General features: G+C 51.7%; 24 protein-coding genes. 6 read left to right on the plus strand and 18 right to left on the minus strand.

Translation table 11 applies throughout. The features are described 5' to 3' along the window. Nucleotides 1-22 precede the first annotated feature (22 nt). From cysM to GC128_RS16390, 9 genes are all read right to left on the minus strand, one after another. A complete protein-coding gene (gene cysM / locus GC128_RS16350; protein WP_151995203.1) occupies nt 23-934 on the minus strand; it encodes a cysteine synthase CysM in 912 nt (303 codons plus the stop codon). Between the two features lie 71 nt (nt 935-1,005). After that, nucleotides 1,006-2,091 (minus strand): sulfate/thiosulfate ABC transporter ATP-binding protein CysA, encoded by a 1,086-nt coding sequence (gene cysA / locus GC128_RS16355; RefSeq protein WP_151995204.1) that lies wholly within the window; start codon nt 2,089-2,091, stop codon nt 1,006-1,008. After that, nucleotides 2,081-2,956 carry a sulfate/thiosulfate ABC transporter permease CysW gene (gene cysW / locus GC128_RS16360; RefSeq protein WP_151995205.1) on the minus strand — a complete coding sequence of 292 codons (876 nt, stop codon included), beginning with the start codon at nt 2,954-2,956 and terminating at the stop codon, nt 2,081-2,083. The genes cysA and cysW overlap by 11 nt, the downstream gene beginning before the upstream one ends. Further along, the gene (gene cysT, locus GC128_RS16365; protein WP_034497495.1) at nt 2,956-3,789 is read right to left on the minus strand and encodes a sulfate/thiosulfate ABC transporter permease CysT; all 834 of its coding nucleotides are present in this window, start codon (nt 3,787-3,789) and stop codon (nt 2,956-2,958) included. The genes cysW and cysT overlap by 1 nt, the downstream gene beginning before the upstream one ends. Next, nucleotides 3,789-4,805: a sulfate ABC transporter substrate-binding protein gene (locus GC128_RS16370; protein ID WP_151995206.1), complete on the minus strand. Its 1,017-nt coding sequence runs from the start codon at nt 4,803-4,805 to the stop codon at nt 3,789-3,791. Before GC128_RS16370 ends, cysT begins: the two co-directional genes overlap by 1 nt. Nucleotides 4,806-5,242: 437 nt before the next feature. Continuing rightward, the gene (locus tag GC128_RS16375) at nt 5,243-6,142 is read right to left on the minus strand and encodes a Dyp-type peroxidase (RefSeq protein ID WP_151995207.1); all 900 of its coding nucleotides are present in this window, start codon (nt 6,140-6,142) and stop codon (nt 5,243-5,245) included. 103 nt (nt 6,143-6,245) lie between these two features. Continuing rightward, entirely contained in the window at nt 6,246-6,821 is a 576-nt protein-coding gene (locus tag GC128_RS16380; protein WP_151995208.1) for an RpoE-regulated lipoprotein, read from the minus strand. A gap of 64 nt (nt 6,822-6,885) precedes the next feature. Beyond that, on the minus strand, nt 6,886-7,332 hold the full coding sequence (locus GC128_RS16385; RefSeq protein WP_151995209.1) for a DUF2919 domain-containing protein: 447 nt from the start codon (nt 7,330-7,332) through the stop codon (nt 6,886-6,888). Then, entirely contained in the window at nt 7,332-7,757 is a 426-nt protein-coding gene (locus tag GC128_RS16390) for a GNAT family acetyltransferase (RefSeq protein ID WP_034459050.1), read from the minus strand. The genes GC128_RS16385 and GC128_RS16390 overlap by 1 nt, the downstream gene beginning before the upstream one ends. Nucleotides 7,758-7,963: 206 nt before the next feature. Here GC128_RS16390 and amiA point away from each other — a divergent pair, with 206 nt between their 5' ends. Both amiA and hemF read left to right on the plus strand, forming a co-directional pair. Further along, a complete protein-coding gene (gene amiA / locus GC128_RS16395; RefSeq protein WP_064513158.1) occupies nt 7,964-8,836 on the plus strand; it encodes an N-acetylmuramoyl-L-alanine amidase AmiA in 873 nt (290 codons plus the stop codon). A gap of 5 nt (nt 8,837-8,841) precedes the next feature. Continuing rightward, on the plus strand, nt 8,842-9,747 hold the full coding sequence (hemF, locus tag GC128_RS16400; protein WP_151995211.1) for an oxygen-dependent coproporphyrinogen oxidase: 906 nt from the start codon (nt 8,842-8,844) through the stop codon (nt 9,745-9,747). Between the two features lies 1 nt (nt 9,748). Here hemF and maeB read toward each other — a convergent pair whose 3' ends face one another. Next, nucleotides 9,749-12,028: an NADP-dependent oxaloacetate-decarboxylating malate dehydrogenase gene (gene maeB / locus GC128_RS16405; protein WP_151995212.1), complete on the minus strand. Its 2,280-nt coding sequence runs from the start codon at nt 12,026-12,028 to the stop codon at nt 9,749-9,751. Between the two features lie 280 nt (nt 12,029-12,308). On the opposite strand from maeB, the gene tal reads away from it, so the two are divergent. Both tal and tkt read left to right on the plus strand, forming a co-directional pair. Next, nucleotides 12,309-13,259, plus strand: coding sequence for a transaldolase (tal, locus tag GC128_RS16410; RefSeq protein WP_064512936.1), 951 nt, complete (start codon nt 12,309-12,311; stop codon nt 13,257-13,259). A gap of 21 nt (nt 13,260-13,280) precedes the next feature. Further along, nucleotides 13,281-15,278, plus strand: coding sequence for a transketolase (tkt, locus tag GC128_RS16415; protein WP_151995213.1), 1,998 nt, complete (start codon nt 13,281-13,283; stop codon nt 15,276-15,278). A gap of 148 nt (nt 15,279-15,426) precedes the next feature. Here tkt and GC128_RS16420 read toward each other — a convergent pair whose 3' ends face one another. The 8 genes from GC128_RS16420 to aegA form a co-directional block, all read right to left on the minus strand. Beyond that, on the minus strand, nt 15,427-16,470 hold the full coding sequence (locus tag GC128_RS16420) for a DUF1176 domain-containing protein (RefSeq protein ID WP_151995214.1): 1,044 nt from the start codon (nt 16,468-16,470) through the stop codon (nt 15,427-15,429). 248 nt (nt 16,471-16,718) lie between these two features. Further along, nucleotides 16,719-17,294: a GDP-mannose pyrophosphatase NudK gene (gene nudK / locus GC128_RS16425; RefSeq protein ID WP_151995215.1), complete on the minus strand. Its 576-nt coding sequence runs from the start codon at nt 17,292-17,294 to the stop codon at nt 16,719-16,721. Nucleotides 17,295-17,497: 203 nt separating this feature from the next. Further along, the gene (napC, locus tag GC128_RS16430) at nt 17,498-18,100 is read right to left on the minus strand and encodes a cytochrome c-type protein NapC (RefSeq protein ID WP_151995216.1); all 603 of its coding nucleotides are present in this window, start codon (nt 18,098-18,100) and stop codon (nt 17,498-17,500) included. An 8-nt stretch (nt 18,101-18,108) separates the two neighbouring features. Next, on the minus strand, nt 18,109-18,546 hold the full coding sequence (gene napB / locus GC128_RS16435) for a nitrate reductase cytochrome c-type subunit (protein ID WP_151995217.1): 438 nt from the start codon (nt 18,544-18,546) through the stop codon (nt 18,109-18,111). A 10-nt stretch (nt 18,547-18,556) separates the two neighbouring features. After that, complete coding sequence (napA, locus tag GC128_RS16440; protein ID WP_151995218.1) at nt 18,557-21,043, minus strand: nitrate reductase catalytic subunit NapA; 2,487 nt, start codon at nt 21,041-21,043, stop codon at nt 18,557-18,559. Then, nucleotides 21,040-21,303 carry a chaperone NapD gene (gene napD / locus GC128_RS16445; protein ID WP_151995219.1) on the minus strand — a complete coding sequence of 88 codons (264 nt, stop codon included), beginning with the start codon at nt 21,301-21,303 and terminating at the stop codon, nt 21,040-21,042. Before napD ends, napA begins: the two co-directional genes overlap by 4 nt. Further along, nucleotides 21,293-21,784, minus strand: a complete 492-nt coding sequence (gene napF / locus GC128_RS16450) for a ferredoxin-type protein NapF (protein ID WP_151995220.1) — start codon at nt 21,782-21,784, stop codon at nt 21,293-21,295. Before napF ends, napD begins: the two co-directional genes overlap by 11 nt. Before the next feature lie 228 nt (nt 21,785-22,012). Then, the gene (aegA, locus tag GC128_RS16455) at nt 22,013-24,010 is read right to left on the minus strand and encodes a formate-dependent uric acid utilization protein AegA (RefSeq protein WP_151995221.1); all 1,998 of its coding nucleotides are present in this window, start codon (nt 24,008-24,010) and stop codon (nt 22,013-22,015) included. Nucleotides 24,011-24,334: 324 nt separating this feature from the next. Between aegA and narQ the strand changes: the two genes are divergently transcribed. Next, complete coding sequence (narQ, locus tag GC128_RS16460) at nt 24,335-26,050, plus strand: nitrate/nitrite two-component system sensor histidine kinase NarQ (protein ID WP_151995222.1); 1,716 nt, start codon at nt 24,335-24,337, stop codon at nt 26,048-26,050. Nucleotides 26,051-26,082: 32 nt separating this feature from the next. After that, nucleotides 26,083-26,727, plus strand: a complete 645-nt coding sequence (gene narP / locus GC128_RS16465) for a nitrate/nitrite response regulator protein NarP (RefSeq protein WP_134185006.1) — start codon at nt 26,083-26,085, stop codon at nt 26,725-26,727. Nucleotides 26,728-26,755: the final 28 nt, after the last annotated feature.

Below are 26,755 nucleotides of genomic sequence, written 5' to 3' on the forward strand. Positions count from 1 at the left end.
TTTTTTTTGGCAAACTCCAGGATCAGATTCCAGAGCCTTGCGAATAACTCTCTTCGCCAAACACGCCGGTCGATAAATAACGGTCACCGCGATCGCAGATAATCGCCACAACCACAGACCCTGGGTTTGCCTGTGCAACACGTAATGCACCAGCAACCGCACCGCCGGAACTCACGCCGCAGAAAATCCCCTCTTCACGCGCAAGTTTGCGCATGGTTCTTTCGGCGTCGACCTGCGACATATCAATCACTTCATCAACCAGACTTGGGTTGAAGATCTTCGGCAGCCACTCTTCGGGCCAACGGCGAATGCCTGGAATACTGCTGCCATCTTCCGGCTGCAGGCCGACGATTTTCACCGATTTTTCCTGCTCGCGCATAAACTGGCTGACGCCGGTTACTGTTCCGGTCGTGCCCATGCTGGAAACGAAGTGCGTGATTCGCCCCTGGGTTTGCTGCCAGATTTCTGGCCCGGTGGTGCTGTAGTGCGCATAGGGATTATCAGGATTGTTAAACTGGTCGAGAACTTTCCCTTCGCCACGTTCATCCATCAAACGGGCCATTTCACGCGCGCCTTCCATGCCCTGCTCTTTGGTCACCAAAATCAGTTCTGCGCCATAAGCCTGCATCGCCGCTTTGCGTTCCATGCTCATGTTATCGGGCATTAAAAGCTTCATTCGATAGCCTTTAAGCGCTGCAATCATCGCCAGCGCAATACCGGTATTGCCGCTGGTCGCTTCAATGAGCGTATCTCCTGGGGAGATTTCACCGCGAGCTTCTGCGCGCACAATCATAGAAAGTGCCGCGCGATCTTTTACCGAGCCTGCCGGGTTATTCCCCTCAAGCTTCACCCAAATTTCACTGCCGTTATCAAGGCCGGTGCGCTGCAATTTAACCAGAGGTGTATTGCCAATCGTGCTTTCTAAGGTGTTCACTTGCCTGTCCAAAAAATAAGAAAAGCGGCCACGTGGGCCGCCTTTGCGTGTCGTGTTGTTCAGTAAACTTATCAGGCTGATTGAGCCAGGTCTACACCCTGAATTCGGTTGTTGCCTTCATACAAGCGCGCATGTTGCAAGCCAACGAACAGACGCTCGCCACGTACCGGGACATGATTTTCACGTAGAACAACGGTTAATGGTTCGTCATACCAGCCGATCGGCTGCACAACCAACTGCATATAATGTCCACGTGGGCTGATTTCCAGCACCTGTACCGGGAGTGGAGAGTCGAGATTAGTACGGCGACTGACATCTACTTCCCATGGGCGTAAGAATAAATCAACAGCCCCCTGATATGCAGGAGTGAAGCCCAGCGGCCAGCGGTGTGCGCCTACATGGAACTGGCTGCCGCGAATAGTGCCTTTCATACGGTTCACTTCGCCGAGGAACTCCAGCACAAAACGAGTCGCTGGTTCGCGCCATACCGCTTCTGGCGTATCAACCTGCTCGATATTCCCCTGGCTCATTACGACAACCCTATCCGCAACTTCCATCGCTTCTTCCTGATCGTGGGTCACGAATACGCTGGTGAATTTCAGCTCTTCATGCAACTGGCGCAACCAGCGACGTAACTCTTTACGCACCTGAGCATCCAGTGCGCCAAACGGCTCATCAAGCAGCAGGATTTGCGGCTCAACCGCCAGCGCGCGTGCCAGAGCGACACGTTGCTTCTGCCCACCAGAAAGCTGTGCCGGGAAACGATCTGCCAGATGTGATAACTGCACCATCTCCAGCAAACGAGTCACTTTCTGTTTAATAGCCGCAGACGATGGACGCTCACGGCGCGGTAAAACCGTCAGGCCGAAGGCGATATTGTCGAAAACAGTCATATGGCGGAACAGCGCGTAATGCTGGAACACGAAGCCCACTTTACGTTCACGCGCGTGAATGCGACTGACATCAGTGCCATGGAAACTAATGCGCCCGCTGTTCTGGTGCTCAAGCCCGGCAATAATACGCAGCAGCGTGGTTTTGCCCGAACCCGATGGGCCTAACAGCGCTACCATTTGACCAGAAGGGATATCCAGAGAGATATCATTCAGCACCTGGGTGCGACCAAAAGATTTCTTAATATTGGTAATATCAATGCTCATGATTCCCCTCCTGTTGCAGGCGTTTTTCCTGGCTATTCAAACGCCACTGCACCGCACTCTTTAAGAACAACGTAACGATTGCCATCAGGGTTAATAACGCAGCGGCGGTAAACGAGCCGACTGTGTTGTAGTCCTGCTGTAGCAATTCAATCTGTAACGGCAGCGAGAATGTCTCGCCGCGAATCGAACCGGAAACCACCGATACCGCACCAAACTCGCCAATGGCGCGGGCGTTGGTCAACACCACGCCGTAGAGCAGAGCCCAACGGATATTGGGTAATGTGACGCGGCGGAACATCTGCCAACCGGATGCGCCGAGTAAAATAGCCGCTTCGTCCTCCTGGCTGCCCTGGCTCAACATCACCGGCACCAGTTCGCGCACCACAAACGGGCACGTCACGAAAATTGTCACTAAAACCATGCCCGGCCAGGCGAACATAATCTGAATGTTGTGCTCGTCCATAAAACCCGCCAGCGGGCCGTTGGAGCCGTAAAACAGCAGGTAAACTAAACCGGCGACCACTGGCGAAACCGCAAAGGGAATGTCCAGCAGCGTCAGCAATAACTGGCGTCCTGGGAAATCAAAACGCGTTACCAGCCACGCCAGCAAAATACCGAACACCAGGTTCACCGGCACGGTAATCAGCGCAATCATCACCGTCAGCCAGATGGCATGAAGCATATCCGGGTCGACAATATTCTGTAGCGCAGGCATCAGCCCTTTCGAGAAAGCCTGAGCGAAAATAGAGGCCACCGGTACCACCAGCAGCAAAAATGAAATCAGCACGCCGAGGCCAATCAGTGTCCATTTGCCCCAGTTAAATCCCGTGCGGCGATAGCTTTTCAATTCAGTTACGTCCGTCATCAGTGACCTACCACGCGCCGACCAAAGCGACTTTGCAACGTGTTAATGGTAAACAGCAGCAGCAGTGAAGCAGCAAGGATCACCGAGGCAATCGCACTGGCTGCCGGGTAATCGAACTCCTGCAAACGCACGAAAATCATCAGCGATGTCACTTCGGTTTTCCAGGCGATGTTGCCGGCGATAAATATCACCGCACCAAACTCGCCGAGGCTGCGCGTGAATGACAGCGCCACGCCCGCCATCAATGCGGGGGAAAGCTCCGGTAAAATCACACGGCGAAAACTCTGCCAGCGCGTCGCACCGAGGGTTTCAGCCGCTTCTTCATATTCCGGGCCAAGTTCTTCAAGCACCGGTTGGATAGTACGCACCACAAACGGGATGCTGGTAAATGCCATCGCCACCGCGATACCCAGCCAGGTGTAAGTCACTTTGATGCCAAACTGCGCCAGCCATTCGCCGTACCAACCGTTAACGGAAAACAGCCCCGCCAGCGTTAAACCTGCAACGGCGGTTGGCAGTGCAAACGGCAAGTCCATCAAAGCATCGAGCAGGCTGCGGCCGGGAAATTGATAACGCGTTAAAATCCACGCCATCAACATACCAAACGCGCCGTTAAAGATTGAGGCAACCCCCGCCGACAGCAGTGTGACTTTATATGCCGCCACTACCTGCGGGTTGGTGATCACTTCCCAATACTGAGCCAGCGTCATCTCGGAAAGCTGCATTACCAGCGCGCTTAAAGGCAGCAGCAAAATCAGGCAAACAAACAGCAAACTGGTGCCGAGGCTTAAGGTAAAGCCCGGCAGCACCCGTTTAGAAGCAACAGCAAACATTACTCACGCCCCTTGCCGAGCAACTTGTCGAACTCACCGCCACTGGCAAAGTGGGTTTTCATCGCTTCTGGCCAACCGCCAAATTCGTCTTCGACGCGGAACAGTTCGGTCTGCGGGAATTTATCTTTCAGTTTCGCCATCACTTCCGGGTTATTCACGCGGTAGTAATAGTCAGTAATGATGGTTTGCGCCGCAGGGCTATACAAGAAGTTCAGGTACTCTTTCACCGCTTTTTCAGTGCCGTTGGCTTTAACGTTTTTATCCACCCAGGCCACCGGGAATTCAGCAAGAATGTTGACCTTAGGCACCACCACTTCGTAGCCATCTTTCTCGTACTGTTTGCTAATGTTGTTAACTTCAGACTCAAAGCTAATCAGCACATCACCCAGGTTACGCTCAACAAATGTCGTGGTTGCGCCACGGCCACCGGTATCAAACACTTCGACGTTTTTCAGGAACTGCGTCATATACTGTTCGGTTTTGGCTTTATCGCCACCGTCAGCTTTGTTTGCCGCACCCCATGCGCCTAAGTAGGTGTAACGGGCGTTACCGGAAGTTTTTGGGTTAGGGAAAATGAGTTTTACGTCCGGGCGAACCAGGTCGCTCCAGTCGTGAATATTTTTAGGGTTGCCCTTGCGTACCAGGAACGCCATGGTGGAATAGAACGGCGAACTGTTGTTTGGCAAACGGGTCTGCCAGTCGGCGGGAATCAGGTTGCCTTTGTCATGCAGGATCTGCACATCAGAAACCTGGTTATAAGTTACAACGTCTGCTTTTAAGCCCTGCAAAATCGCCAGTGCCTGTTTTGATGACCCGGCATGAGATTGTTTAATCACCAGCTTGTCGCCGTTATTTTCCTCAGCCCACTGCTTCTGGAAGGCAGGATTGAGCGCGGCAAAAAGCTCGCGAGACACATCATAAGAGCTGTTCAGCAGTTCCGTGGCATGAGCTGAACCTGCCAGCAACGCAGAAACAACCAAAGCACTCCAGACTTTTTTAACCGATGTCATTGCCATTGGGCACCCTTATAAATGTTATATACCCATCATCTTTCAAGTTGCAGATGCGTTGGCTGCTCTCGTTCACCCGAATCACTTACTTGTGTAAGCTCATCGGGATTCGCTCGTTTGCCGCCTTCCTGCATCTTGAAATATTTTGGGTATTACGGTCTGCTTAATTGTGACCAGTGTATTTATAACGAGTGTCAAAGCTGTAACGGTTTTATATATCGTTTGGTGATTTGCAATAAGAAAGGGATATATACCCGTCATACTTCAAGTTGCACATGCGTTGACTGCGTCCGTTCGCCCCAGTCACATAGTTATCTATGCTCCTGGGGACTTACAGACTTGTCGCCTTTGGGCAACTCGAATTATTTAGGGTATCGTTTTGATATATGAAGGGTTTAAGCCTTTTTAGGGTGGATAAGCGCAGCGCCATCCACCATTTAATTCTACAGGTTCAGTAACTTGTCTAAAGACGGCGCGAAATAATAACCACCCGTAACCGGTTTGGTAAAACGCAGCATCCCATCACGCTTGCCGTCGGTTTCGCCAAACATGCTCAACAACTGCTGCTCGATGTTATGCAAACGCGCGCAATAAGCGATGAAATACAGGCCGTGTGCCCCGCTGGCAGTACCGTATGGCAGGCTCTGGCGCACAATCTTCAGGCCTTTGCCGTTTTCTTTTAAATCAACACGGGTCAGGTGAGATGTGTCCGGGCGCTCGTCACCGTCAATCTCTTCATTGGCTTCTTTGGTACGGCCAATGATCATCTCCTGCTCGTTAACGCTCATGCGGTTTAGCTGCTTGAGATTATGCTCCCAACGCTGCACGAACACGTAGCTACCACCTGCATCGATGCCATCATTAATGACCGCCACTTCACGGCGAGTCTCTTCGCCCTGCGGGTTTTCGGTGCCATCAATAAAGCCGCTCAGATCGCGATCTTCAACCCAACGGAAACCGTGGATTTCTTCTTCAATTTTCAGCGCGTCACCGAACGCCGCCAGTGCCGCCTGTGCCACAGAGAAATTCACGTCATGGCGCAGAGAAAGAATATGGATCATCACATCATGCTGCGTTGCTGGAGCAAGACCCTTGCCCAATGGAGCAAAGTTTTTCAACTCGGTCGCACCCACACCGCCGCTGAGATCACGCCATAGATCGTGACCAAACGCCACCACCGCGCCTAAGTTTGCGTCCGGGAATTTACCCTGCAACTCAGTTAGCGATTGATTAAAGATTTTGCAGCCCTGGCGAATAGCATCGAAATCGCCCTGAATACTCGCTTCCAGCCAAACGGCGGCGCGACAATGTTCTGGCAAAATGCCAGTTTGAACACGAGACATGAATCCTCCTAAAAAACACACGCCACTCTACGTGGCGTTTATTCCCTTATGATACCCAATTCCGGCAACACCTTCTTGAGAAGGCGCAAGGCCAGGCTAATTTTTATCGACGCCAGATAATTTTACTGATCTTCCAGGCTTTGAGCGTATCGTCAGACGGCATCAACTCCTGCCCTCCATGCCATTCACCGCTAAAAATGTAGCTGATGTGCTGGCTGTCTTTGGCCTTACACTCGACACCGTCACTATCATCTCCAGTCCCTTTGACACACGCGCCAAATGCTTTGTCGTACAGGTCGCTGAAGGCGGTGCCAATCTTCACGCCGCTATCAGTTTCGATGTCGCTATCCATAACATCAACGCGGCTTACTGTGCCTTTTTCGCCGTTGACGGCAACCATCACGGTTTTGTCATCCATCGCTTCATAGAAGCGAACAATCTCGCCGTTATCGGTTTTCATGCCGCTGCGTAAACGGTAGTTATCATTCAACGCGCTGCTGACGGCCTTTTCATCCATCGGCGTACTGGCATTTAGCTCCCCGACGCCCTTCTCGCTGACTTCAATTGACGAACCAAACCAGTTCCACGGATTTGCCGCAGACCAATTGACGGATGACAACGTCGAACAGCCTGCTAATACCAGCGGCAGCCCTAATAACATCAGGCGCAGTTTTTTCATCAGAAATTCCTTTATTAAGCATGGATACGCGCTTTGGAGTGCAAACTTTCCCAAAAGTGCCCGGTTATTCACGATTGATAGTGAAGTAATCCCGTAAACGGCGGCTGGTACACAGCCACCAGAGGGCAAAAATATCGGCAACCAGCAGCGCTAAAGTGACGCCCGTCAGCACTTCGCCCTGCCAAAGCAATATGAGTTGCCAGGCCAAAACGACGAGCTGTGCGGCAATCAATATCCAGCGCCAGGCGGCCCATAATCGAGGGTATAAATGGCGGCGGCCGCTAATCATAAATGCCAGAGCCGCAGGAACGCCAGGCAATAGCCCGAACCAGAAATTGTCGCGGTCAGGATAGAAGACGCCAAGGATGGCATCACCCTGTTGACGGGACGCTGCCGCCAGCACCAGGACAAACCAGGTTCGCGCCTGTAAAAGAAGGGTACACCAGAACAAAAAAGGTGTTTTCAGATTACCGTGGGTATCGTAATCCGAAGGTGGATACAGCACAGGCATTAATATTCCTGGTCTTCAATCAATCGCTTGCCGAGTAGCATCACATCTTGCTGCTCATACTCGAGCCGCTCGTACATGCCAATCACAAGGTCGTTTTCTTCACGCACCATGATTTGAATTTTTGGGCAACCGCGTGCGATTAGCTTCTTTTCCAGTCGGCTAAGTAGCGCATTAGCAATGCCGCGACCACGATATTCCGGGTGCACGCCAAGGTAATAAGCTGAGCCACGGTGGCCGTCGTAACCGCCCATCAGCGAGCCTACGACTTCGCCGCCCACTTCTGCCACTAAGAACAGATCCGCGTCATGATTGAGTTTGCGTTCAATGTCCATCTCAGGATCGTTCCATGGACGCAGTAAGTCGCAACGTTCCCAAAGCGTAATGACTTCTTCGAAATCATCCTGGCGAAAAACACGTATTTCCATGGTATTAGCCACCTGAAAGTCTAAAACAGTGATTATGGCGTTAAGTTTCTGTTTAGCCAATATCTGCCGCAAAACGAGGCAAAAAATGACATACTAGCCACTCATTCATTTTTGGTAATGAAAATCCCAGAAATGCTTGTCGTTTACCCTTTGCCGATACGCTATAAATGCCTATCTGCAATTTTAAAGATAAAAATATTAGCCGCATGAGCAAAATTAAATCACTGACGCATCTGACTACCCGCCGCCAGTTACTGCTTACTGGGTTGGCTGCTTTAACGTTAACGGGCGTAAATAAGGCTTTGGCCAGCTCGGAGACTAAACCTCTTAAAACCACCACAAACCACAGCAAACCGAGCAAAAAATCGGGTGGCCGTCGGGTAGTGATGCTCGACCCAGGCCACGGCGGTATTGATACCGGCGCGATTGGCCATAATGGTTCTAAAGAGAAACATGTCGTACTGGCCATTGCTAAAAATGTACGAAACATCCTAAAAAGCAATGGGATAGAGGCCAAACTCACACGTACCAGCGATGAATTTATTCCGCTGTATGATCGCGTAGAAATCGCCCACAAACACGGGGCCGATCTCTTTATGTCGATTCATGCTGATGGTTTTACGAACCCGTCTGCTGCCGGTGCGTCGGTGTTTGCCCTTTCCAATCGCGGCGCAAGTAGTGCGATGGCGAAATACCTTTCGGATAAAGAAAACGCCGCCGATGATGTCGCAGGTAGCAAGGTCAAACATAAAGACCAGTATCTACAACAGGTACTGTTCGACCTGGTGCAAACTGACACCATCAAAAACAGCCTGACGCTCGGCTCGCACATTCTTAAGCAAATCAAGCCAGTGCACAAACTGCACAGCCGTAACACGGAACAAGCTGCGTTTGTGGTGTTGAAGTCGCCGTCGATTCCTTCCGTACTGGTTGAAACGTCATTTATCACCAACCCTGGTGAAGAGAAGTTGCTGGGCACTCCCGCGTTTCGCCAGAAAATTGCTAATGCTATTGCCTCTGGCATCATTAGCTACTTCAATTGGTTTGATAACCAAAAAGCCCACAGTAAGAAACGTTGAACCCTATGAACTTGCCAGATATTCAGTCCGTAAAACAATTCCTGCTGCAATTGCAGGACACCATCTGCCAGCAGCTCAGCAATATTGATGGCGCTGCGTTTGAAGAAGACAGCTGGCAACGCGAAGGCGGTGGCGGCGGCCGCAGCCGGGTGTTACGCGGTGGGAATATCTTTGAGCAAGCGGGCGTTAACTTCTCCCACGTTCATGGCGATGCGATGCCTGCATCTGCTACAGCGCATCGCCCGGAACTCGCCGGGCGTAGCTTTGAAGCAATGGGCGTCTCTCTGGTGGTGCATCCGCTCAGCCCGTACATTCCCACCAGCCATGCCAACGTGCGCTTTTTCATTGCGCAAAAGCCAGGTTGTGACCCGGTATGGTGGTTTGGCGGCGGTTTTGACCTAACGCCGTTTTACGGTTTTGAAGAAGATGCCGTTCACTGGCATAAAACCGCGCAGGAGCTGTGCCAGCCGTTTGGCGATGACGTGTTCCCACGATACAAAAAGTGGTGTGATGATTATTTCTTTATTAAACATCGGAATGAACAACGTGGTATTGGCGGCCTGTTCTTCGACGATCTGAACACCCCAGATTTCGACCATTCCTTCAGCTTTATGCAAGCTGTGGGTAATGGTTACCTGGATGCATATCTGCCGATTGTCGAACGCCGTAAAGCGCTGCCATGGGGCGAGCGTGAGCGCGACTTCCAGCTTTATCGCCGTGGCCGTTATGTGGAATTTAACCTGGTGTGGGATCGCGGAACGCTGTTTGGTTTGCAGACCGGCGGGCGTACAGAGTCGATTTTAATGTCGATGCCACCATTGGTTCGCTTTGAATATAACTATCAGCCAGAAGAAGGCAGCCCGGAGGCTGCCTTGTATCGTGATTTCTTACCAGTTAAGGATTGGGTTTAAATCACAGCGGAACGGTCTGCGCCTCAACCACTGCCAGCGCCACCATATTCACAATACGACGAACAGACGCAATCGGTGTTAACACATGCACCGGTTTTGCCACGCCCATCAATACTGGCCCGACTGTCACCCCTTCGGAACTGGAAACACGTAACAAGTTGTAGCTAATGCGTGCCGCTTCGACGTTTGGCATGATCAAGATATTTGCAGAACCTTTCAGTGGGCTGTCAGGCATACGCTCGTTACGAATGCTTTCCACCAGCGCCGCATCACCATGCATTTCACCGTCAATTTCCAGCTCTGGTGCACGTTCGCGTACCATCTCCAGCGTTTTACGCATCTTGCATGCCGCTTTCGAATCGGAGGAACCATAGTTGGAATGCGACAACAACGCGACTTTTGGCTCGATACCAAAGCGACGCACAGTTTCCGCAGCTAACAAGGTTATTTCTGTCAGCTCTTCCGGCGACGGATCGTCATTCACATAGGTATCAGCAATGAAGGTGTTACCGCTTGGCAACAACAGCGCATTCATTGCCCCAGCCGCTTTCACGCCTTCACGATACCCGAACAACTTTTCCACTACGGAGAAGTGCTCGTGATACTCACCGATGGTACCGCAAATCATGGCATCCGCTTCACCACGGTGCACCATAATTGCACCGATCACCGTGGTGTTGCTGATCACGGCACGTTGCGCCTGCTCTTGCGTAATACCACGGCGTTTCATGATGTTGTAGTACTCATTCCAGTACTCTTTGAAACGCGGATCGGATTCGTTATTCACGATCTCAAAATCGCGCCCGGCTTGCATTTGCAGGCCGAGTTTCTTCAGGCGCATTTCGATAACCGCCGGGCGACCAATCAGAATCGGTTTCGCCAAACCAAGTGTAATCAGCTCCTGAGTCGCATGTAGCACACGCGCCTCTTCACCTTCCGTCAGCACCACACGTTTTGGATCTTTGCGGGCCTGGGAGAAGATTGGCTTCATAAACAGGTTCGTTTTGTAGACGAACTCGGTCAGTTTTTCGCGATAAGCGTCGAAATCCTGAATCGGACGCGTTGCCACACCGGTTTCCATTGCCGCTTTCGCCACAGCTGGTGCGATTTGCACGATCAGACGCGGGTCGAATGGTTTTGGAATCAGGTAATCAGGGCCGAAAGTCAGCTCTTCTTCGCCGTAGGCGGAAGCCACAACATCGCTCTGCTCGGCGTGAGCCAGTTCGGCAATCGCGTGAACCGCAGCCAGTTTCATCTCTTCGTTAATCGCCGTTGCGCCAACATCCAGCGCGCCGCGGAAGATGAACGGGAAGCACAGCACGTTGTTAACCTGGTTAGGGAAGTCAGAACGACCGGTGCAGATAATTGCATCCGGGCGCACTTCTTTTGCCAGCGGAGGCAGAATTTCCGGCTCAGGGTTTGCCAGCGCAAGAATCAGGGGCGCTCGCGCCATCTTCTTGACCATTTCCTGGCTCATGGCTTTCGGGCCAGAACAGCCGAGGAAAATATCCGCGCCTTCAATCACTTCGTCGAGCGTGCGCTTACCGTTATCTTCCACCGCGTAAGCCGCTTTGGTTTCAGCCATGTTCTCTTCACGGCCCTTGTAGATAACGCCTTTCGAATCGCACACAACGATGTTGTGTTTCTGGATGCCCAGTTGTACCAGCAGGTTCATACAGGCGATAGCCGATGCGCCCGCGCCAGAAACCACTAAACGCACATCAGAGATATTCTTCTCAACTACACGCAGGCCGTTAAGCACCGCCGCAGTACAGATGATGGCCGTACCATGCTGATCGTCATGGAACACAGGAATGTTCATGCGCTCGCGTAGTTTTTTCTCGATGTAGAAGCACTCTGGCGCTTTGATGTCTTCCAGGTTAATGCCGCCAAACGTTGGTTCAAGTGCAGCAATCACCTCAATCAGTTTGTCCGGGTCCATTTCATCGATTTCGATATCGAAAACATCAATACCTGCAAATTTCTTAAATAGAACGCCCTTACCTTCCATCACTGGCTTGCCCGCCAGTGCGCCAATATTACCCAGACCCAGCACCGCGGTGCCGTTGGAAATCACGCCGACCAGGTTGCCACGCGCGGTGTATTTGTAAGCAGCAAGTGGGTCTTTTTCAATCTCAAGACAAGGTGCCGCAACGCCCGGAGAGTAGGCCAATGCTAAGTCACGCTGGGTCGCCAGCGGTTTGGTTGGCGAAACCTGAATTTTACCGGGGACTGGGAATTCATGAAAATCGAGGGCACTTTGTCTTAGTTGTTCGTCCATTTCTTCGTTCCTTTTTTATCACTCTCAAGGGTCGTAAGGTCACGTTAAGATCGCTTTAGGGCCACGTAGTATCACGCTTGCGCGCGTTCTAAACTTTGAACATCGCCATACTATCAGCAACGTCTTGCAAAAATGTTAGAAAATCAGAGCCATTATGTTACCTGGCATTAACAACAATGCCATGCCTATCTGCTATGCTTTTTAGTTATGCCAACGATGAACTTTCATCGCGAGTGACATGGAACACTCAAATTAGACTTTGCATTTCAAGGAGATAGTCATGAATCAGTTAGATAGCATCAAGAAATTTACCACCGTTGTTGCAGACAGCGGTGATATTGAATCTATCCGCAATTACCAGCCTATCGATGCGACGACCAACCCCTCGCTATTACTGAAGGCAGCAGGTTTAGCGCACTATCAAACGCTCATTGATGATGCCATTGCTTACGGTAAACAACGCGGCGACACGCGAGAAGCCCAGGTCGCTCAAGCCTGTGACAAACTTGCGGTCAATTTCGGTGCGGAAATTCTGAAAAGCATTCCTGGACGCGTCTCAACAGAAGTGGACGCCCGTCTCTCGTTTGATAAAGAAAAAAGCATAGCGAAAGCCCGCCATTTGATCGCTCTTTATGAAGAGCTGGGCATTGATAAGTCGCGAGTTCTTATCAAGCTTGCTTCAACCTGGGAAGGTATTCGTGCCGCCGAAGAACTGCAAAAAGAGGGTATCGATTGTAACCTGACGCTGCTGTTCTCTTTTGCTCAGGCACGAGCCTGTGCGGAAGCTGGCGTGTTCCTGATCTCACCGTTCGTCGGGCGTATCTACGACTGGTATCAGGCCCGCAAACCGATGGACCCGTATGTGGTTGAAGAAGATCCGGGCGTCAAATCGGTGCGCAATATCTATGATTACTTTAAGCAGCACAACTACAGCACCATCGTGATGGGCGCGAGCTTCCGCCGCACCGAACAGATTCTTGCGCTGGTAGGCTGTGATCGCCTGACTATCGCCCCTAACCTGCTGCAACAGTTGCAGGAAAGCGAAGAGCCGGTGGTTCGCAAACTAGTGCCGCTGTCACAGGGCTTCCGCCGTCCGGAACCGATTAGCGAAGCGGATTTCCGTTGGGAACATAACCAGGATCCAATGGCAGTAGAAAAACTGGCAGAAGGCATCCGCCTGTTCGCCATTGATCAACGAAAACTGGAAGATTTACTCGCCGCGAAACTTTGAACGACAACCACGGAGTGAAACATGTCATCTCGTAAAGAGCTTGCTAATGCCATTCGTGCCCTGAGTATGGACGCGGTACAAAAAGCGAATTCGGGCCACCCTGGCGCACCGATGGGGATGGCGGATATCGCCGAAGTGTTATGGAATGAATTCCTGCACCATAACCCGACGAACCCCACATGGGCTGACCGTGACCGCTTTATTCTCTCTAACGGCCACGCCTCGATGCTGCTATACAGCCTGTTGCATCTGAGCGGGTATGACTTGCCGATGGAAGAGTTAAAAAACTTCCGTCAGCTTCACTCCAAAACCCCCGGCCACCCGGAAATTGGTTATACACCCGGAGTTGAAACCACCACCGGGCCGCTTGGCCAGGGGTTAGCTAATGCGGTCGGCATGGCGATTGCTGAACGCACGTTAGGGGCGCAATTTAACCGTCCCGACCATGAAATTGTCGATCATTTTACCTACGTATTTATGGGGGATGGTTGCCTGATGGAAGGCATCTCTCATGAAGTTTGCTCGCTTGCTGGTACCCTCGGTCTTGGCAAGCTTATCGGCTTCTACGACCACAACGGCATCTCAATTGATGGTGAAACTAAAGGCTGGTTTACCGACGACACAGCAAAACGTTTTGAGGCTTATCACTGGCATGTGGTGCATGAAATTGATGGCCACGACCCGGAAGCAGTGAAGAAAGCGATTCAAGAAGCGCAAAGTGTGAAAGATAAACCGTCACTGATTATCTGCCGCACCATCATTGGCTTTGGCTCGCCAAACAAAGCGGGCAAAGAAGAGGCCCATGGCGCGGCACTCGGCGAGCAGGAAGTGGCTCTCGCCCGTAAACAACTGGGCTGGAAATACCCTGCATTTGAAATCCCAAGAGACATTTACCAGGCCTGGGATGCCAGAGAAAAAGGCGAGCACGCAGAAACGGCGTGGAACGATAAGTTTGCCGCCTACGCTAAAGCTCACCCTGATCTCGCCGCTGAATTTAACCGCCGTATGCACGGTGAAATGCCGGAGGATTGGCAGGATCTCACTCAGCAGTACATTGAAAAATTGCAGGCCAACCCAGAGAAAATTGCCACCCGTAAGGCCTCACAAAACACGTTAAATGCCTATGGCCCAAGTCTGCCTGAATTGCTCGGCGGCTCGGCTGACTTAGCGCCAAGTAACCTGACCATCTGGAAAGAGTCTAAATCCATCAAAGAAGATCTCGCCGGGAATTATATTCACTACGGCGTGCGCGAATTTGGTATGACGGCCATCGCCAATGGCATCGCCCATCACGGCGGATTTGTGCCCTATACCGCGACCTTCCTGATGTTTGTCGAATATGCCCGTAACGCGGCGCGTATGGCAGCATTGATGAAAGCGCGTCAAATCATGGTCTATACACATGATTCTATCGGCCTTGGCGAAGACGGCCCTACACACCAGGCCGTGGAACAACTCGCCAGCCTGCGTATGACACCGAACTTCAGTACCTGGCGCCCGTGCGATCAGGTTGAAGCTGCTGTAGCCTGGAAAGCGGCAATCGAGCGACACAACGGCCCAACAGCGCTGATTCTTTCACGGCAGAACCTGGCGCAAATGGATCGTACTGCCGAACAGGTCAGCGCCATCAGCCGTGGCGGGTATATTCTGAAAGACAGCGGCGGTACGCCGGATGTGATTCTGATAGCCACAGGTTCGGAGATGGAAATCACTGTGCTGGCGGCAGATAAACTCACAGCCGAAGGCCACAAAGTACGCGTGGTTTCACTACCTTCTACCGACATTTTTGATGCTCAGGACGAAGAGTATCGCGAGTCAGTATTACCTTCAGATATTGCTGCACGTGTAGCGGTGGAGGCAGGTATTGCGGATTACTGGTACAAATATGTCGGCTTGAAAGGCGCGATTGTCGGCATGACGACTTACGGTGAATCGGCACCTGCTGACAAGCTATTCCCGTTCTTTGGCTTTACCACCGAGAATGTGGTGGCGAAAGCGAAAAAGGTGATGGGCGTTTAATCTTCTTAGAGAAAATTGACGGTAATCCCCTAAATAATTCGAGTTGCAGAAAGGCGGCAAAGGAGTGAATCCCCAGGAGCTTACACAAGTAAGTGGCTGGGGTGAACGAAAGCAGCCAACGCCTTTGCAGCTTGAAGTATGACGGGGATTATTTGGTGACCCAGAGTGTGGGCCACGACGCATTTCCATTCCACGCATCACACGTCGGTTCCTCGGCATAACGCACCAGGCGGAAGCGCTGCCCGTCAAAACGCCAACGCGTCGCCACGCCGCAATCGCCCACTCCACGCCCTTTGGCCAGCGTCGTCAGCTCTTTATTGGTTTCGTCATAACCCGCGTTCATCAGCTCAAGTTCGGTAGTTCCGCTTCCCGGTGTAAACGGCAGTTTTAAGCGAATCTGCCGGGCGGCAAAGGGCTTCTGGCGCGACACAACCCAGGCGAGATCCACCACGTTGTAAGCGCCCGCTTCACAACCGGTCATCAGCAAGGCTTTGTCATCACTGAGCGCAAACACACGTACTTCGCGGCGAGCGGGATCGAGCGAACACTGGCTGTTGTTCATGCGCCAGGTGCCGTAATCGAGCAGGTCGCTGAGTTCTATTTGCGTGAGTGGCGTCGGGGTAGGGTTAGTCAGCGCGACTTCTTTAAGCGCTGGCGCTGGCGGCACGCTCAGCGGCGGATCGTCACCTTTCTTAATCCAGGCGGTTTCGCTCCCGACGCGCTGCTGTTGACTATCAATAAACAGCATTGAGGCTTTTAGGCCCGCAAGCGAAATATTTCCCTGCCCTTTCGCCAGCGTAATCGCATCGGCGTTGGCGACTTTTTCGAGGAAAGTGTTAATCGCGTCGGCATCACTGGTTTTGAGATGGTGCGGTGTTTCCTGCCATTTCGCTAAGTCCAGCGTCAACGGTTCACCATCAACCAGCAGGCGTGGCGCAATTGGCGGCGCTTTAGGTTCTGCGATGGTCATATTACCGAAATCAATTCTCAGAGTTGCATCAGTACGCGCACCCGCACTGCGGGTCAGCGTCATGACTAATCCTTGATGCAGCCCAGTGTTACGGGCCGCACAAAAATTTTGGTTGTTGCAGGTAACTTGCCAGTCGGAGAAAGACTTTTGTGCAGGTGCCGCGAAAACAGAGCTCGCTATAAAGAATAAAAAGAGAAACAGCGACGTAATCCGGAGACCCATTGGCGACACATACCCTGATAAGACGAAGACATAAGCTAACGTATACCCAAAATAATTCGAGTTGCGTCGCGGCGGCAAGGGAGCGAGTCCCAGGGAGCTTACATAAGTAAGTGACCTGGGGGAGGTCACGCAGCCAACAAAGAGGCAACTTGAAGTATGACGGATATACAAAATGTGGCGATATCTTCGTCTGGTTAACGTTTACGCTCAATCGGATTTGTCGGATAGCGTTATGCCCTCAAACGCCTTTAGCCCATAATTCCGCGCAGCTGCAACTGCTGTAACAGAATCACTGTTTTTCCGTCACGAATTTCACCTGTTGATACCATTTCCAGTGCGCGGCTAAACGGCAATTCGAGCACGTCGATATCTTCATCATCAATGCCGCCACCGGCGTTTTCACGTTGGGCATCGCTGTATTCGGCCATGTAAAAGTGAATCAGCTCCGTCACGCCGCCCGGCGACATATATAGCTCAAAGACTTTTTCGACTTCCCCTACTTCGTAGCCGGTTTCTTCGATAGCTTCTTTGCGGGCGCAAACTTCCGGTTCATCGGCATCCAGCAAACCGGCACAGGTTTCAATCAACATGCCGTCAGCATTACCGTTAACCCACGTAGCCACGCGGAACTGACGCGTCAGCACCACGGTGTTTTTATCGCGGTTATACAGCAGCATGGTTGCGCCGTTACCCCGGTCATAGACTTCACGTTTGTGGCGAATAGCTTCGGCTTCGTTACGGTATAGATCGTAGGTGATATTGCGCAGGATGAAGTAATTATCTGAGAGGACTTTATCTTTGATGACTTCGATTTTAATCGACATACCGTCTCCACAGTGAGTTAGGGGAGCCGATTATAATATTCCGCTAAATACTTTTTGTCTTCTGGTTATGAAACGAGATTACCCTAAATAATTCGAGGTGCAGGCAGGCGGCAAGGCCGTAAGTCCCCAGGAGCATAGATAACTATGTGACTGGGACGCACGGGTGCAGCCAACACACCTGCACCTCGAAGTATGACGGGTAATCAAAAACCGTTTTTTACTTCACTCATGTCGGGCAACTTATGCGCAATCCCCTTGTGGCAATCCACGCAGGTTTGCCCATCTTTGACCGCTTTATCATGCATCTTTGCCGCGACGGTTTTCTGCGCGGTGAAATCCATGAAATCAAAGTTATGACAGTTTCGGCACTCTTGCGAATTGTTGTTTTTCATTCGCCGCCACTCGTTTTGCGCCATCGCCAGGCGGTGGTCATCAAACTTTTGCGGCGTGTCGATTAAGCCAAACACTTTGGCATACAACTCTTTGCTGGCCTGAATTTTACGTAAAATTTTGGGCCCCCATTCGTGGGGAACGTGACAGTCCGGGCAGGTAGCCCGCACGCCGCTGCGGTTATTGTAGTGCACCGTCTGCATATATTCTTCGTAGACGTTGGCGCGCATTTCGTGGCAACCGATACAAAACTCTTCGCGGTTGGTCATCTCCATGCCGGTGTTAAAACCGCCCCAGAAAATAATCCCACCAGCGAAACCAATCAGGAGCAACGTGCCGAGCGCCAGGCGGCTCGGGCGACGCCACCACTGCCATATGCGGCGGATGATGCCGGGCTTACGGGTTGATTTATCCATAATGGCCTCTAGTTCCCAAAACCTTTAGACGGCGTGAATGTGTTTTCAACAATCGGCGCTGCATCGGTTTGAGGGACATGGCATTGCAGGCAGAAGTAACGACGCGGTGCCACATTAGAAAGCACGTTGCCGTCGCTGTCCATAAAGTGCGTCGGGCTAACGCGCGGCGCTCCCGTGGTGCGGTAATGTTCGACACCGTGGCATTGCAGACAACGGTTGGTGTTTTTGGAAACCTGATAGCCGTCGACGCTATGTGGGATCATCGGCGGCTGGTTTACGTAATTCAGCGCCATACGCCCCTGCTGTTTCGGCATTTTGACAGAGCCTTCCGGCGTGCCGGAAACCTCTGGCGACTGCGTGAGATCAACGCTGTTCGCCGCCCACAATGCGCCACTGACCAAAAACACCAACGCCGTCATCCATTTGAATAACATTTTCTTGTTCATGATATCCCCCTTAAACCTTCGCCAGTTTTACTGCGCATTTCTTGTAATCCGTCTCTTTGGAGAGCGGATCGGTCGCATCCAGCGTCAGGTTATTCACCAGTTGCGCGGCATCAAAGAACGGCATGTACACCAGACCCTGCGGTGGGCGGTTGCGCCCGCGAGTTTCAACAATCGAAATCACTTCGCCACGGCGCGATACCACTTTCACTTTGTCGCCACGGCGCAAATCACGCTTTTTGGCATCAAGCGGATGGATAAACAACAGCGCTTCCGGGAAGGCACGGTGCAGTTCCGGTACGCGGCGCGTCATACTGCCGGTGTGCCAGTGTTCCAGCACGCGTCCGGTGGATAACCACAGGTCGTATTCTGCATCCGGGGATTCTGCCGCTGGCTCAAATGGCAGTGCGAAAATCACCGCTTTGCCGTCCGGCTTGCCGTAGAACTTGAAGCCTTCGCCCGCTTTCACGTAAGGGTCATGACCTTCGCTGTAACGCCAGAGTGTTTCTTTGCCATCGACCACCGGCCAGCGCAAACCGCGCGCTTTGTGGTAATCATCAAACGGAGCGAGATCGTGCCCGTGACCACGGCCAAATGCGGCGTACTCCTCGAACAACCCTTTTTGCAGGTAGAAACCTAACTCGTGGGATTCGTCATTCAACTGCCCTTCAGCCAGTTCAGTGACCGGGAATTTGCTGACGTTCGAGTTAGCAAACAGCACGTCAAATAGCGTTTTGCCCCGGTATTCTGGTTTCTGATCGATAAGTTCCACAGGCCACACTTCTTCAACTTTGAAGCGCTTCGCAAACTGGACGAGCTGCCAGAGATCCGATTTTGCCTCACCCGGTGCCTTGACCTGCTGGCGCCAGAACTGGGTGCGGCGTTCGGCGTTGCCGTAAGCGCCCTCTTTTTCCACCCACATTGCGGTTGGCAGGATCAGATCCGCGCTCAGGGCACTGATCGTAGGATATGGATCGGAAACGATGATGAAGTTGCGCGGATCGCGCCAGCCCGGCATACGCTCTTCGGTAATGTTCGGCCCGGCCTGCATGTTGTTGTTACACATCACCCAGTAGACATTGAGCTTGCCATCTTTCAGCGCGCGGTCCTGGGCCACGGCATGTAAACCCACTTTTGCCGGGATGGTGCCTGCCGGCAACTGCCACATGTTTTCGGTGATTTGGCGATGCTTCTCGTTCGTCACCACCATGTCTGCTGGCAAACGATGGGAGAAAGTGCCGACTTCACGCGCTGTACCGCATGCCGATGGTTGGCCGGTTAAGGAGAATGGCCCGCAGCCCGGCTGAGAGATTTTTCCGGTGAGCAAATGGATGTTGTAAACCAGGTTGTTGGCCCACACACCACGCGAGTGCTGGTTGAAGCCCATTGTCCAGTAAGAGATCACTTTTTTGTTCGGGTCGGCGTACAGCTTCGCCAGCGCTTCAAGCTGGTCTTGCGGAACACCGCTCATCTCAGCGGTTTTTTCCAACGTGTACTCGGCAACGAACGCTTTGTAATCTTCAAAACTCATTGGCTCAGAGGCATCTGAACCTGGGTTTTTCGCTGCTTTTTCCAGTGGATGCGTCGGGCGCAAACCGTAACCAATATCCGTCACGCCTTTACGCAGATTCACATGCTGCTTAAAGAAGGATTCGTTTATCGCGTTGTTCTGAATAATGTAATTGGCGATATAGTTCAAAATCGCCAGGTCAGTTTGTGGCGTGAACACCATGCCGTTATCTGCCAACTCAAAACTACGATGCTGGAAGGTAGAAAGAACGGCGACTTCAACGTTTTCATTCGACAGGCGGCGGTTGGTGATGCGCGACCATAAAACCGGGTGCATCTCGGCCATGTTCGAACCCCACAGCACGAACGCGTCGCCCTGCTCGATATCGTCGTAGCAGCCCATCGGCTCGTCCATGCCGAAAGTACGCATGAAACCCACAACAGCTGAAGCCATGCAGTGGCGTGCGTTCGGGTCAAGGTTGTTGGAACGGAAACCGGCTTTGAATAATTTAGAGGCGGCATAACCTTCCCATACCGTCCACTGGCCGGAGCCAAACATACCGACCGCTTCCGGCCCTTTCTCTTTCAGGCTGGTCTTGAATTTTTGCTCCATGATGTCGAAGGCCTGATCCCAGGTGATGGGAGCGAACTCACCTTCTTTATCATACTGCCCGTCTTTCATGCGCAACAGCGGCTGCGTAAGGCGGTCTTTTCCGTACATGATTTTTGGCAGGAAGTAGCCTTTGATGCAGTTCAGGCCACGGTTAACCGGCGCATCCGGGTCGCCCTGGCTTGCAACAACTCGCCCGTCCTGGGTACCGACTAATACGCCACAACCGGTGCCGCAGAAACGGCATGGGGCTTTGTCCCATTTGATAGCATCTTGTTTCCCGACAACCGCACGGGCAACGCTCGGTACGCTAAGGCCAGCGGCGGCCGCCGCGGCTGCAATAGCGTTCGCTTTCATAAAGCTACGACGACTGAGTTTCATGGTGTTTCCTCACCTTGCTCATCCTGCTGGTGATAAACCAGCGACACCGCCAGCACGCCCGCAATATTGCGTGCCGACTCGATTTGATTCAGCAGCACGTCACTACGTTCTGCTTCCATAACTACGACCAATTTGCCGTGTTCAGCATCACTTGCCGCGACTTCGCTGCCAGGTAATTCGTTTAATGCGGCACTGACCGCGAGAATATTGTGTGGTTGCGCCTGAACGACCAGGCCTACGACATGCCAGTTAGCTCGCATTTGCGTGCCTCATCTTGATGGCTGAAACCGGACAACCCGATATACATGCCCCGCAAGCGGTGCAATCGGTGTGATTGAGCAGAGGTTGTGCGATACCCTGCAAAGAAGGGTGAAATGAAATAGCCTGCATGTCGCAGGTGTCCTGGCAGCTACGGCATTCGATGCTGTTTTTAGCCAGGCAGTTATCGCCAATCGACAGCGTGTGTTCCCACGGGGAAACGTCACGCGCCAGGAAGAGTTGTTCCGGGCAAGCTTGTGCGCAGGCGTAGCAAAAAGTGCATTCACCGTGATCAAAGTTAACTTCGGGATAGCCGCCCTGGCCGCGTTTCAGAACGCGAGTTTCGCAGGCCGACAAACAGGTATCGCAGCGAGTGCAATCCACAAGGAAATGGTTTTCATCTCCGCTCCAGGGTGGGCGGAAAGCAGTTGCGGAGCGTCGAAAGCTCCCGGTCAATAATCCACGTCGGGAAAAATCAGCCATCAGGCACATCCTTGCATCACAAATGCCGCCTTAGCAGTGCTGAAGCCGGCAAACACACCTGTGTTATCTCCGTAATTTTCTACGGGTTTTTATAGAGTGATACGTTATGTGACAAAGGGGGAGTAGAGGCATCACCCTTTAGGGGTAAATACAGGGGTAGGATCAAAAAGGAATTCGGTTTGTAAAACAAACACTCACCCCGACTCACAGACGGGGTGAGATTAACGTCTAATTAAGGCGTTGGGGTTGGACTTCAAGATATTCCATGATCCCTGCAGCAGCATGACGCCCTTCCGCCATCGCCGTGACAACCAGATCTGCACCACGAACCGCATCACCACCAGCAAAGATTTTTGAGTTGCTGGTCTGATAGCGTAATTTATCTTCAACTCTGGCAAGGATCCTCCCCCAGCTATCAAGCTTCACACCGTGCTCTTCAAGCCATGGCATACCATGAGGGTGGAAGCCAAATGCCATAATTACAGCATCGGCTGGCATGATAAATTCAGAGCCTTCAATCGGTTCGGGACGACGGCGACCTTGCTCGTCTGGCTCGCCCATTTGGGTGCGCAGCATACGGATGCCCATCACTTGCCCACTGTCATCCAGTTCAATATTCAGCGGCTGCACATTGAACTCAAACATCGCCCCTTCTTCCCGCGCGTTTTTGACCTCTTTTTTTGAACCCGGCATGTTGGCTTCATCACGGCGATAGGCACAAGTGACTTGCTGCGCGCCATGTCGCAAAGAAGTGCGCACGCAGTCCATCGCAGTATCACCGCCGCCGAGCACCACCACTTGTTTATCCGCCATATTGATATACGGCTCGTCAGACAACTCTGGTAATCCCATCACCTGTTTAGTGTTAGCAATCAGGAACGGCAGCGCATCGTAAACACCCGGCGCATCTTCGTTCGGCAATCCAGCTTTCATTGAACGATAAGTCCCAACGCCAACAAACACCGCGTCAAAATCAGCCAACACCTGTTGTAGAGAAATGTCGCGGCCAATCTCGGTATTGAGTTTGAATTCAATACCCATCGAACTGAAGATTTCACGGCGACGACTTAACAGCGATTTATCCAGCTTGAATGCGGGAATACCAAACGTGAGCAGCCCGCCGATTTCAGGATGGCGGTCGAACACTGTGGCTTTAATCCCATTGCGCGCCAGAATATCCGCGCAGGCAAGGCCGGCAGGCCCAGCACCAATCACGGCCACGCGGCGACTAGTTGGTTTGACATAAGAAAGATCCGGCGTCCAGCCGCTGGCAAAGGCTTTATCGGAAATATAACGCTCGATATTGCCGATAGTGACCGCACCATACTCATCTTTGAGGGTACAGGCACTTTCACATAAACGGTCTTGTGGACACACACGCCCAGTCACTTCTGGCAGGCAGTTTGTCTGGTGCGAAAGCTCCACAGCTTCAAGAATGCGCCCCTCTTTGACCAGTTCAATCCAATGCGGGATATGGTTATGCAGCGGGCAAGTCCACTCGCAAATGCTGTGCTCGCCACATTTCATGCAGCGGTCAGCCTGGTTTTCAGCCTGGTTTTTATCAAAGGTGAGATAGATTTCATCAAAACCTGTTTTGCGCAAAACCAGGTCAATTTTATCAGGGTCCTGCCGTGCAGGAGTGGCGCGCATTTTTTCTACTTTACTTAAATCAGCACTCAGAGAAAGCTGCGGTGCTGTTTGCTGCGCGGTGGTATGCCACGGCTGAGATTCCTGAGCCGCCGAGCGTAAACGCCGGTTTTTTGCCAGGGCGGCAAGCGTCTCGCTATTAATTAATTTCAGCGCCTTGCTGGGACAATTTTCCACGCAAGCCGGGCCATTTTTACGGTCATGGCATAAGTCGCATTTATGGGCATTCGCTTTAACAGAGCGCCCATCATTAATCGGAGTGGTAAGAACCTGCATCGCACCAAACGGGCACGCTACCACACAGGATTTACAGCCAATACACTTGTGTTGATTAACCTGAACACTGTCATTAATGCGTGAAATAGCTTCGTTGGGGCAACTGCTTGCACACGGAGCATCTTCGCAATGACGGCAAGTTACCGCATTGCGCCTTCCCTGATGTTTAATAACAGAGATCCGTGGCTGAAATTGTTGGGTGGTCAGAACATGCTTTTCATCATTGTGAGCCATTACGCAGGCGATTTCGCATGCATGACAACCGATACATTGCTGTGCATTGGCAAGAACAAAACGATTCATTTTTACCCCTTTGCCCGTTATCACAAACAGGAGGCTATTTTTTATGGGGGTATGTTATGACCTGGCAAAGTCTTCGCTGGCAATGGTCATTTGCCCAGTTTGATGCGAAATCTGCTAATAACCTGGTAAGGATCAATTTATTTTCGTGTTTAATGAAACATCGTTTTGCACCGGTTTGTTATACAACGGTTATGCTTCTGGTGGGTGCTGGTTAATTCTGTAAGTTTGTTTTGGAAGGTATGCCGAAATATAGCCAACAAGAATTTCTGACATCTTACGTTTCTGATACGTTTCGCTCTCAACTATTTCGATGGGTTATTATAAGTGATAGTAAAACGCTCGCTCTCCACAAGCCTTGCCCGAGCTTTCTTTTACATTATTCTGCTATCGCTGCTTTCCACAGGCATCGCGATGTTAACCCTTGCCAGCAGTTTGCGAGATGCCGAAGCGATTAACGTCGCAGGTTCGTTACGTATGCAGAGCTATCGCCTGGGATATGATTTGCAAGGCGACCGCATCAATCTGGACAAACATCTTGAGCAGTACAGCCAGTCGCTGCGCTCTCCAGCCCTGCTTAAAATTGAAAAATTCTGGGTTCCTGCTGAAGTCCGTAACCGTTTCGCGGTGATTAACCATGCCTGGTCCGATATGGAAAACCATATTCGCCAGGGCGATTTGCAGTGGTACAAGGCCAACATTACCGGCTATGTGGCACAAATTGACCTGTTTGTCCTGGCCCTTCAACATTATGCCGAACGCAAAATGATGCAGGTGGTGATAGCTTCAGTGGTGGGCTTTATTGCCATTTTCACGCTGGTCTTTTTCACCCTACGCCGCTTTCGCCACCAGGTTGTGGCACCTCTGAACAAACTAATGGAAGCAAGTCGCACTATTGAACGCGGTGAGTTTGATTACCCACCACTAAACACACAGCTACCCAATGAGCTGGGCTTGTTGTCACATACTTTCACGCGCATGTCGGGCGAGTTACATAAACTTTATCGTTCACTTGAAGAAAGCGTGCAGGAAAAAACGCTGCACCTGCAGGAAGCCAATCAGACGCTGGAAGTGCTATATGCCTGCTCACAGGCACTGACCGTCAGCACCATAGACCAGTACTGTTTTGAAAGAGTATTGCAGCAGGTACGTCAGAAAACACCGGTCAATTATCTAGAGATGAAAACGGGTGAAAACTGGAAAATACAGGAAGGTGTTAAGCATGATAATGATGCATGGCAAATATTGCCGATTGTGCTTGAGAATAAAGAATTAGGTTTGCTCCGCTGGCAGGCTCCAGAAGGTGTTCCGCCACTGCCATTAATGCAAAGTCTGGCAAATATGTTGGGCCGTGGTCTCTACTTCAACCAGGCGCAAAAGCACTATCAACAATTGCTGCTGATGGAAGAGCGCGCGACAATTGCCCGGGAATTACACGACTCGCTGGCGCAAGTGCTCTCTTATTTACGTATCCAACTCACGTTACTCAAACGTGCGGTACCGGCAGAAAACCAGCCTGCACAGCGCATTATTGGTGATTTTTCCCAAGCGCTGAACGACGCCTACCGCCAGCTACGTGAACTGTTAACGACCTTCCGCCTGACACTTCAGCAAGCCGATTTACCTTCCGCATTGCAGGAGATGATTGCCCCGCTGCGCAACCAGACTGAAGCCGTTATTACCATGGATTGCGACATACCCACTCAGGCGCTGGATGCCTCGCAACAGGTACATTTACTGCAGATTATTCGTGAGGGTGTGCTGAATGCTATTAAACATGCGCACGCACAAAAAATATCCGTAAGCTGTAATACATCCCCTAATGGGATTCATACTGTGAGTATTCTTGATGATGGTTCTGGAATTGCCAGTCTGACGGAGCCTGAAGGGCATTACGGATTGAACATTATGCACGAACGCGCAGCTCGTTTAGGTGGCGAGCTGGCTATTTCCCGCCCCGCAGAGGGTGGGACGTTGATTACGATGACTTTTCGTTCGCCGCCGTCAGACCAGGCAACGAACGAAACGCCGGTGAACCTATAACGATAATAATGTGAACAATATTGGGAGTTGTGATGAGTGAGAAAAATGTCTGCCAGGTATTAATCGTCGATGATCATCCGTTAATGCGCCGTGGCATCCGCCAGTTGCTGGAAATGGATGACAGTTTTAGTGTGGTGGGTGAAGCAAGCAGCGGCGCAGAAGCCATTAGCCTTGCGAATCGCCTGACCCCTGATCTGATTTTGCTCGATCTGAATATGAAAGGCTTGAGCGGGTTGGACACGTTAAACGCCCTGCGCCGTGATGGCGTCAGTGCCCGTATCGTCGTGCTGACAGTTTCTGATTCGCGCAGCGATATTTTCACCCTGATAGATGCCGGAGCAGACGGTTATTTGCTTAAAGACAGCGACCCGGACGTACTGCTGGAAGATATACACCGTGGTGCAACTGAAGGCGAAGCTTACAGTGAGCAAGTTGCTGAATACTTACGAACCCGCAGCACAGATAAACGCAGTGATGACCCTTTTGCAGTATTAACCGAACGTGAGCTAGATGTGTTGCAAGAAGTTGCCAAAGGATTGTCAAACAAGCAGATTGCCTCTGGCCTGCATATATCAGAAGAGACTGTGAAAGTGCATATACGCAATTTGCTGCGCAAACTTCAGGTGCGTTCGCGAGTCGCGGCAACAGTACTTTTCCTTGAAAATCGGGGCTTCTAAGCCCTATTTCAACAGGTAAAACACCTAC

It is taken from the genome of Buttiauxella massiliensis (assembly GCF_902500225.1).
In the GTDB taxonomy this organism is placed as follows: Bacteria; Pseudomonadota; Gammaproteobacteria; order Enterobacterales; family Enterobacteriaceae; genus Buttiauxella; species Buttiauxella massiliensis.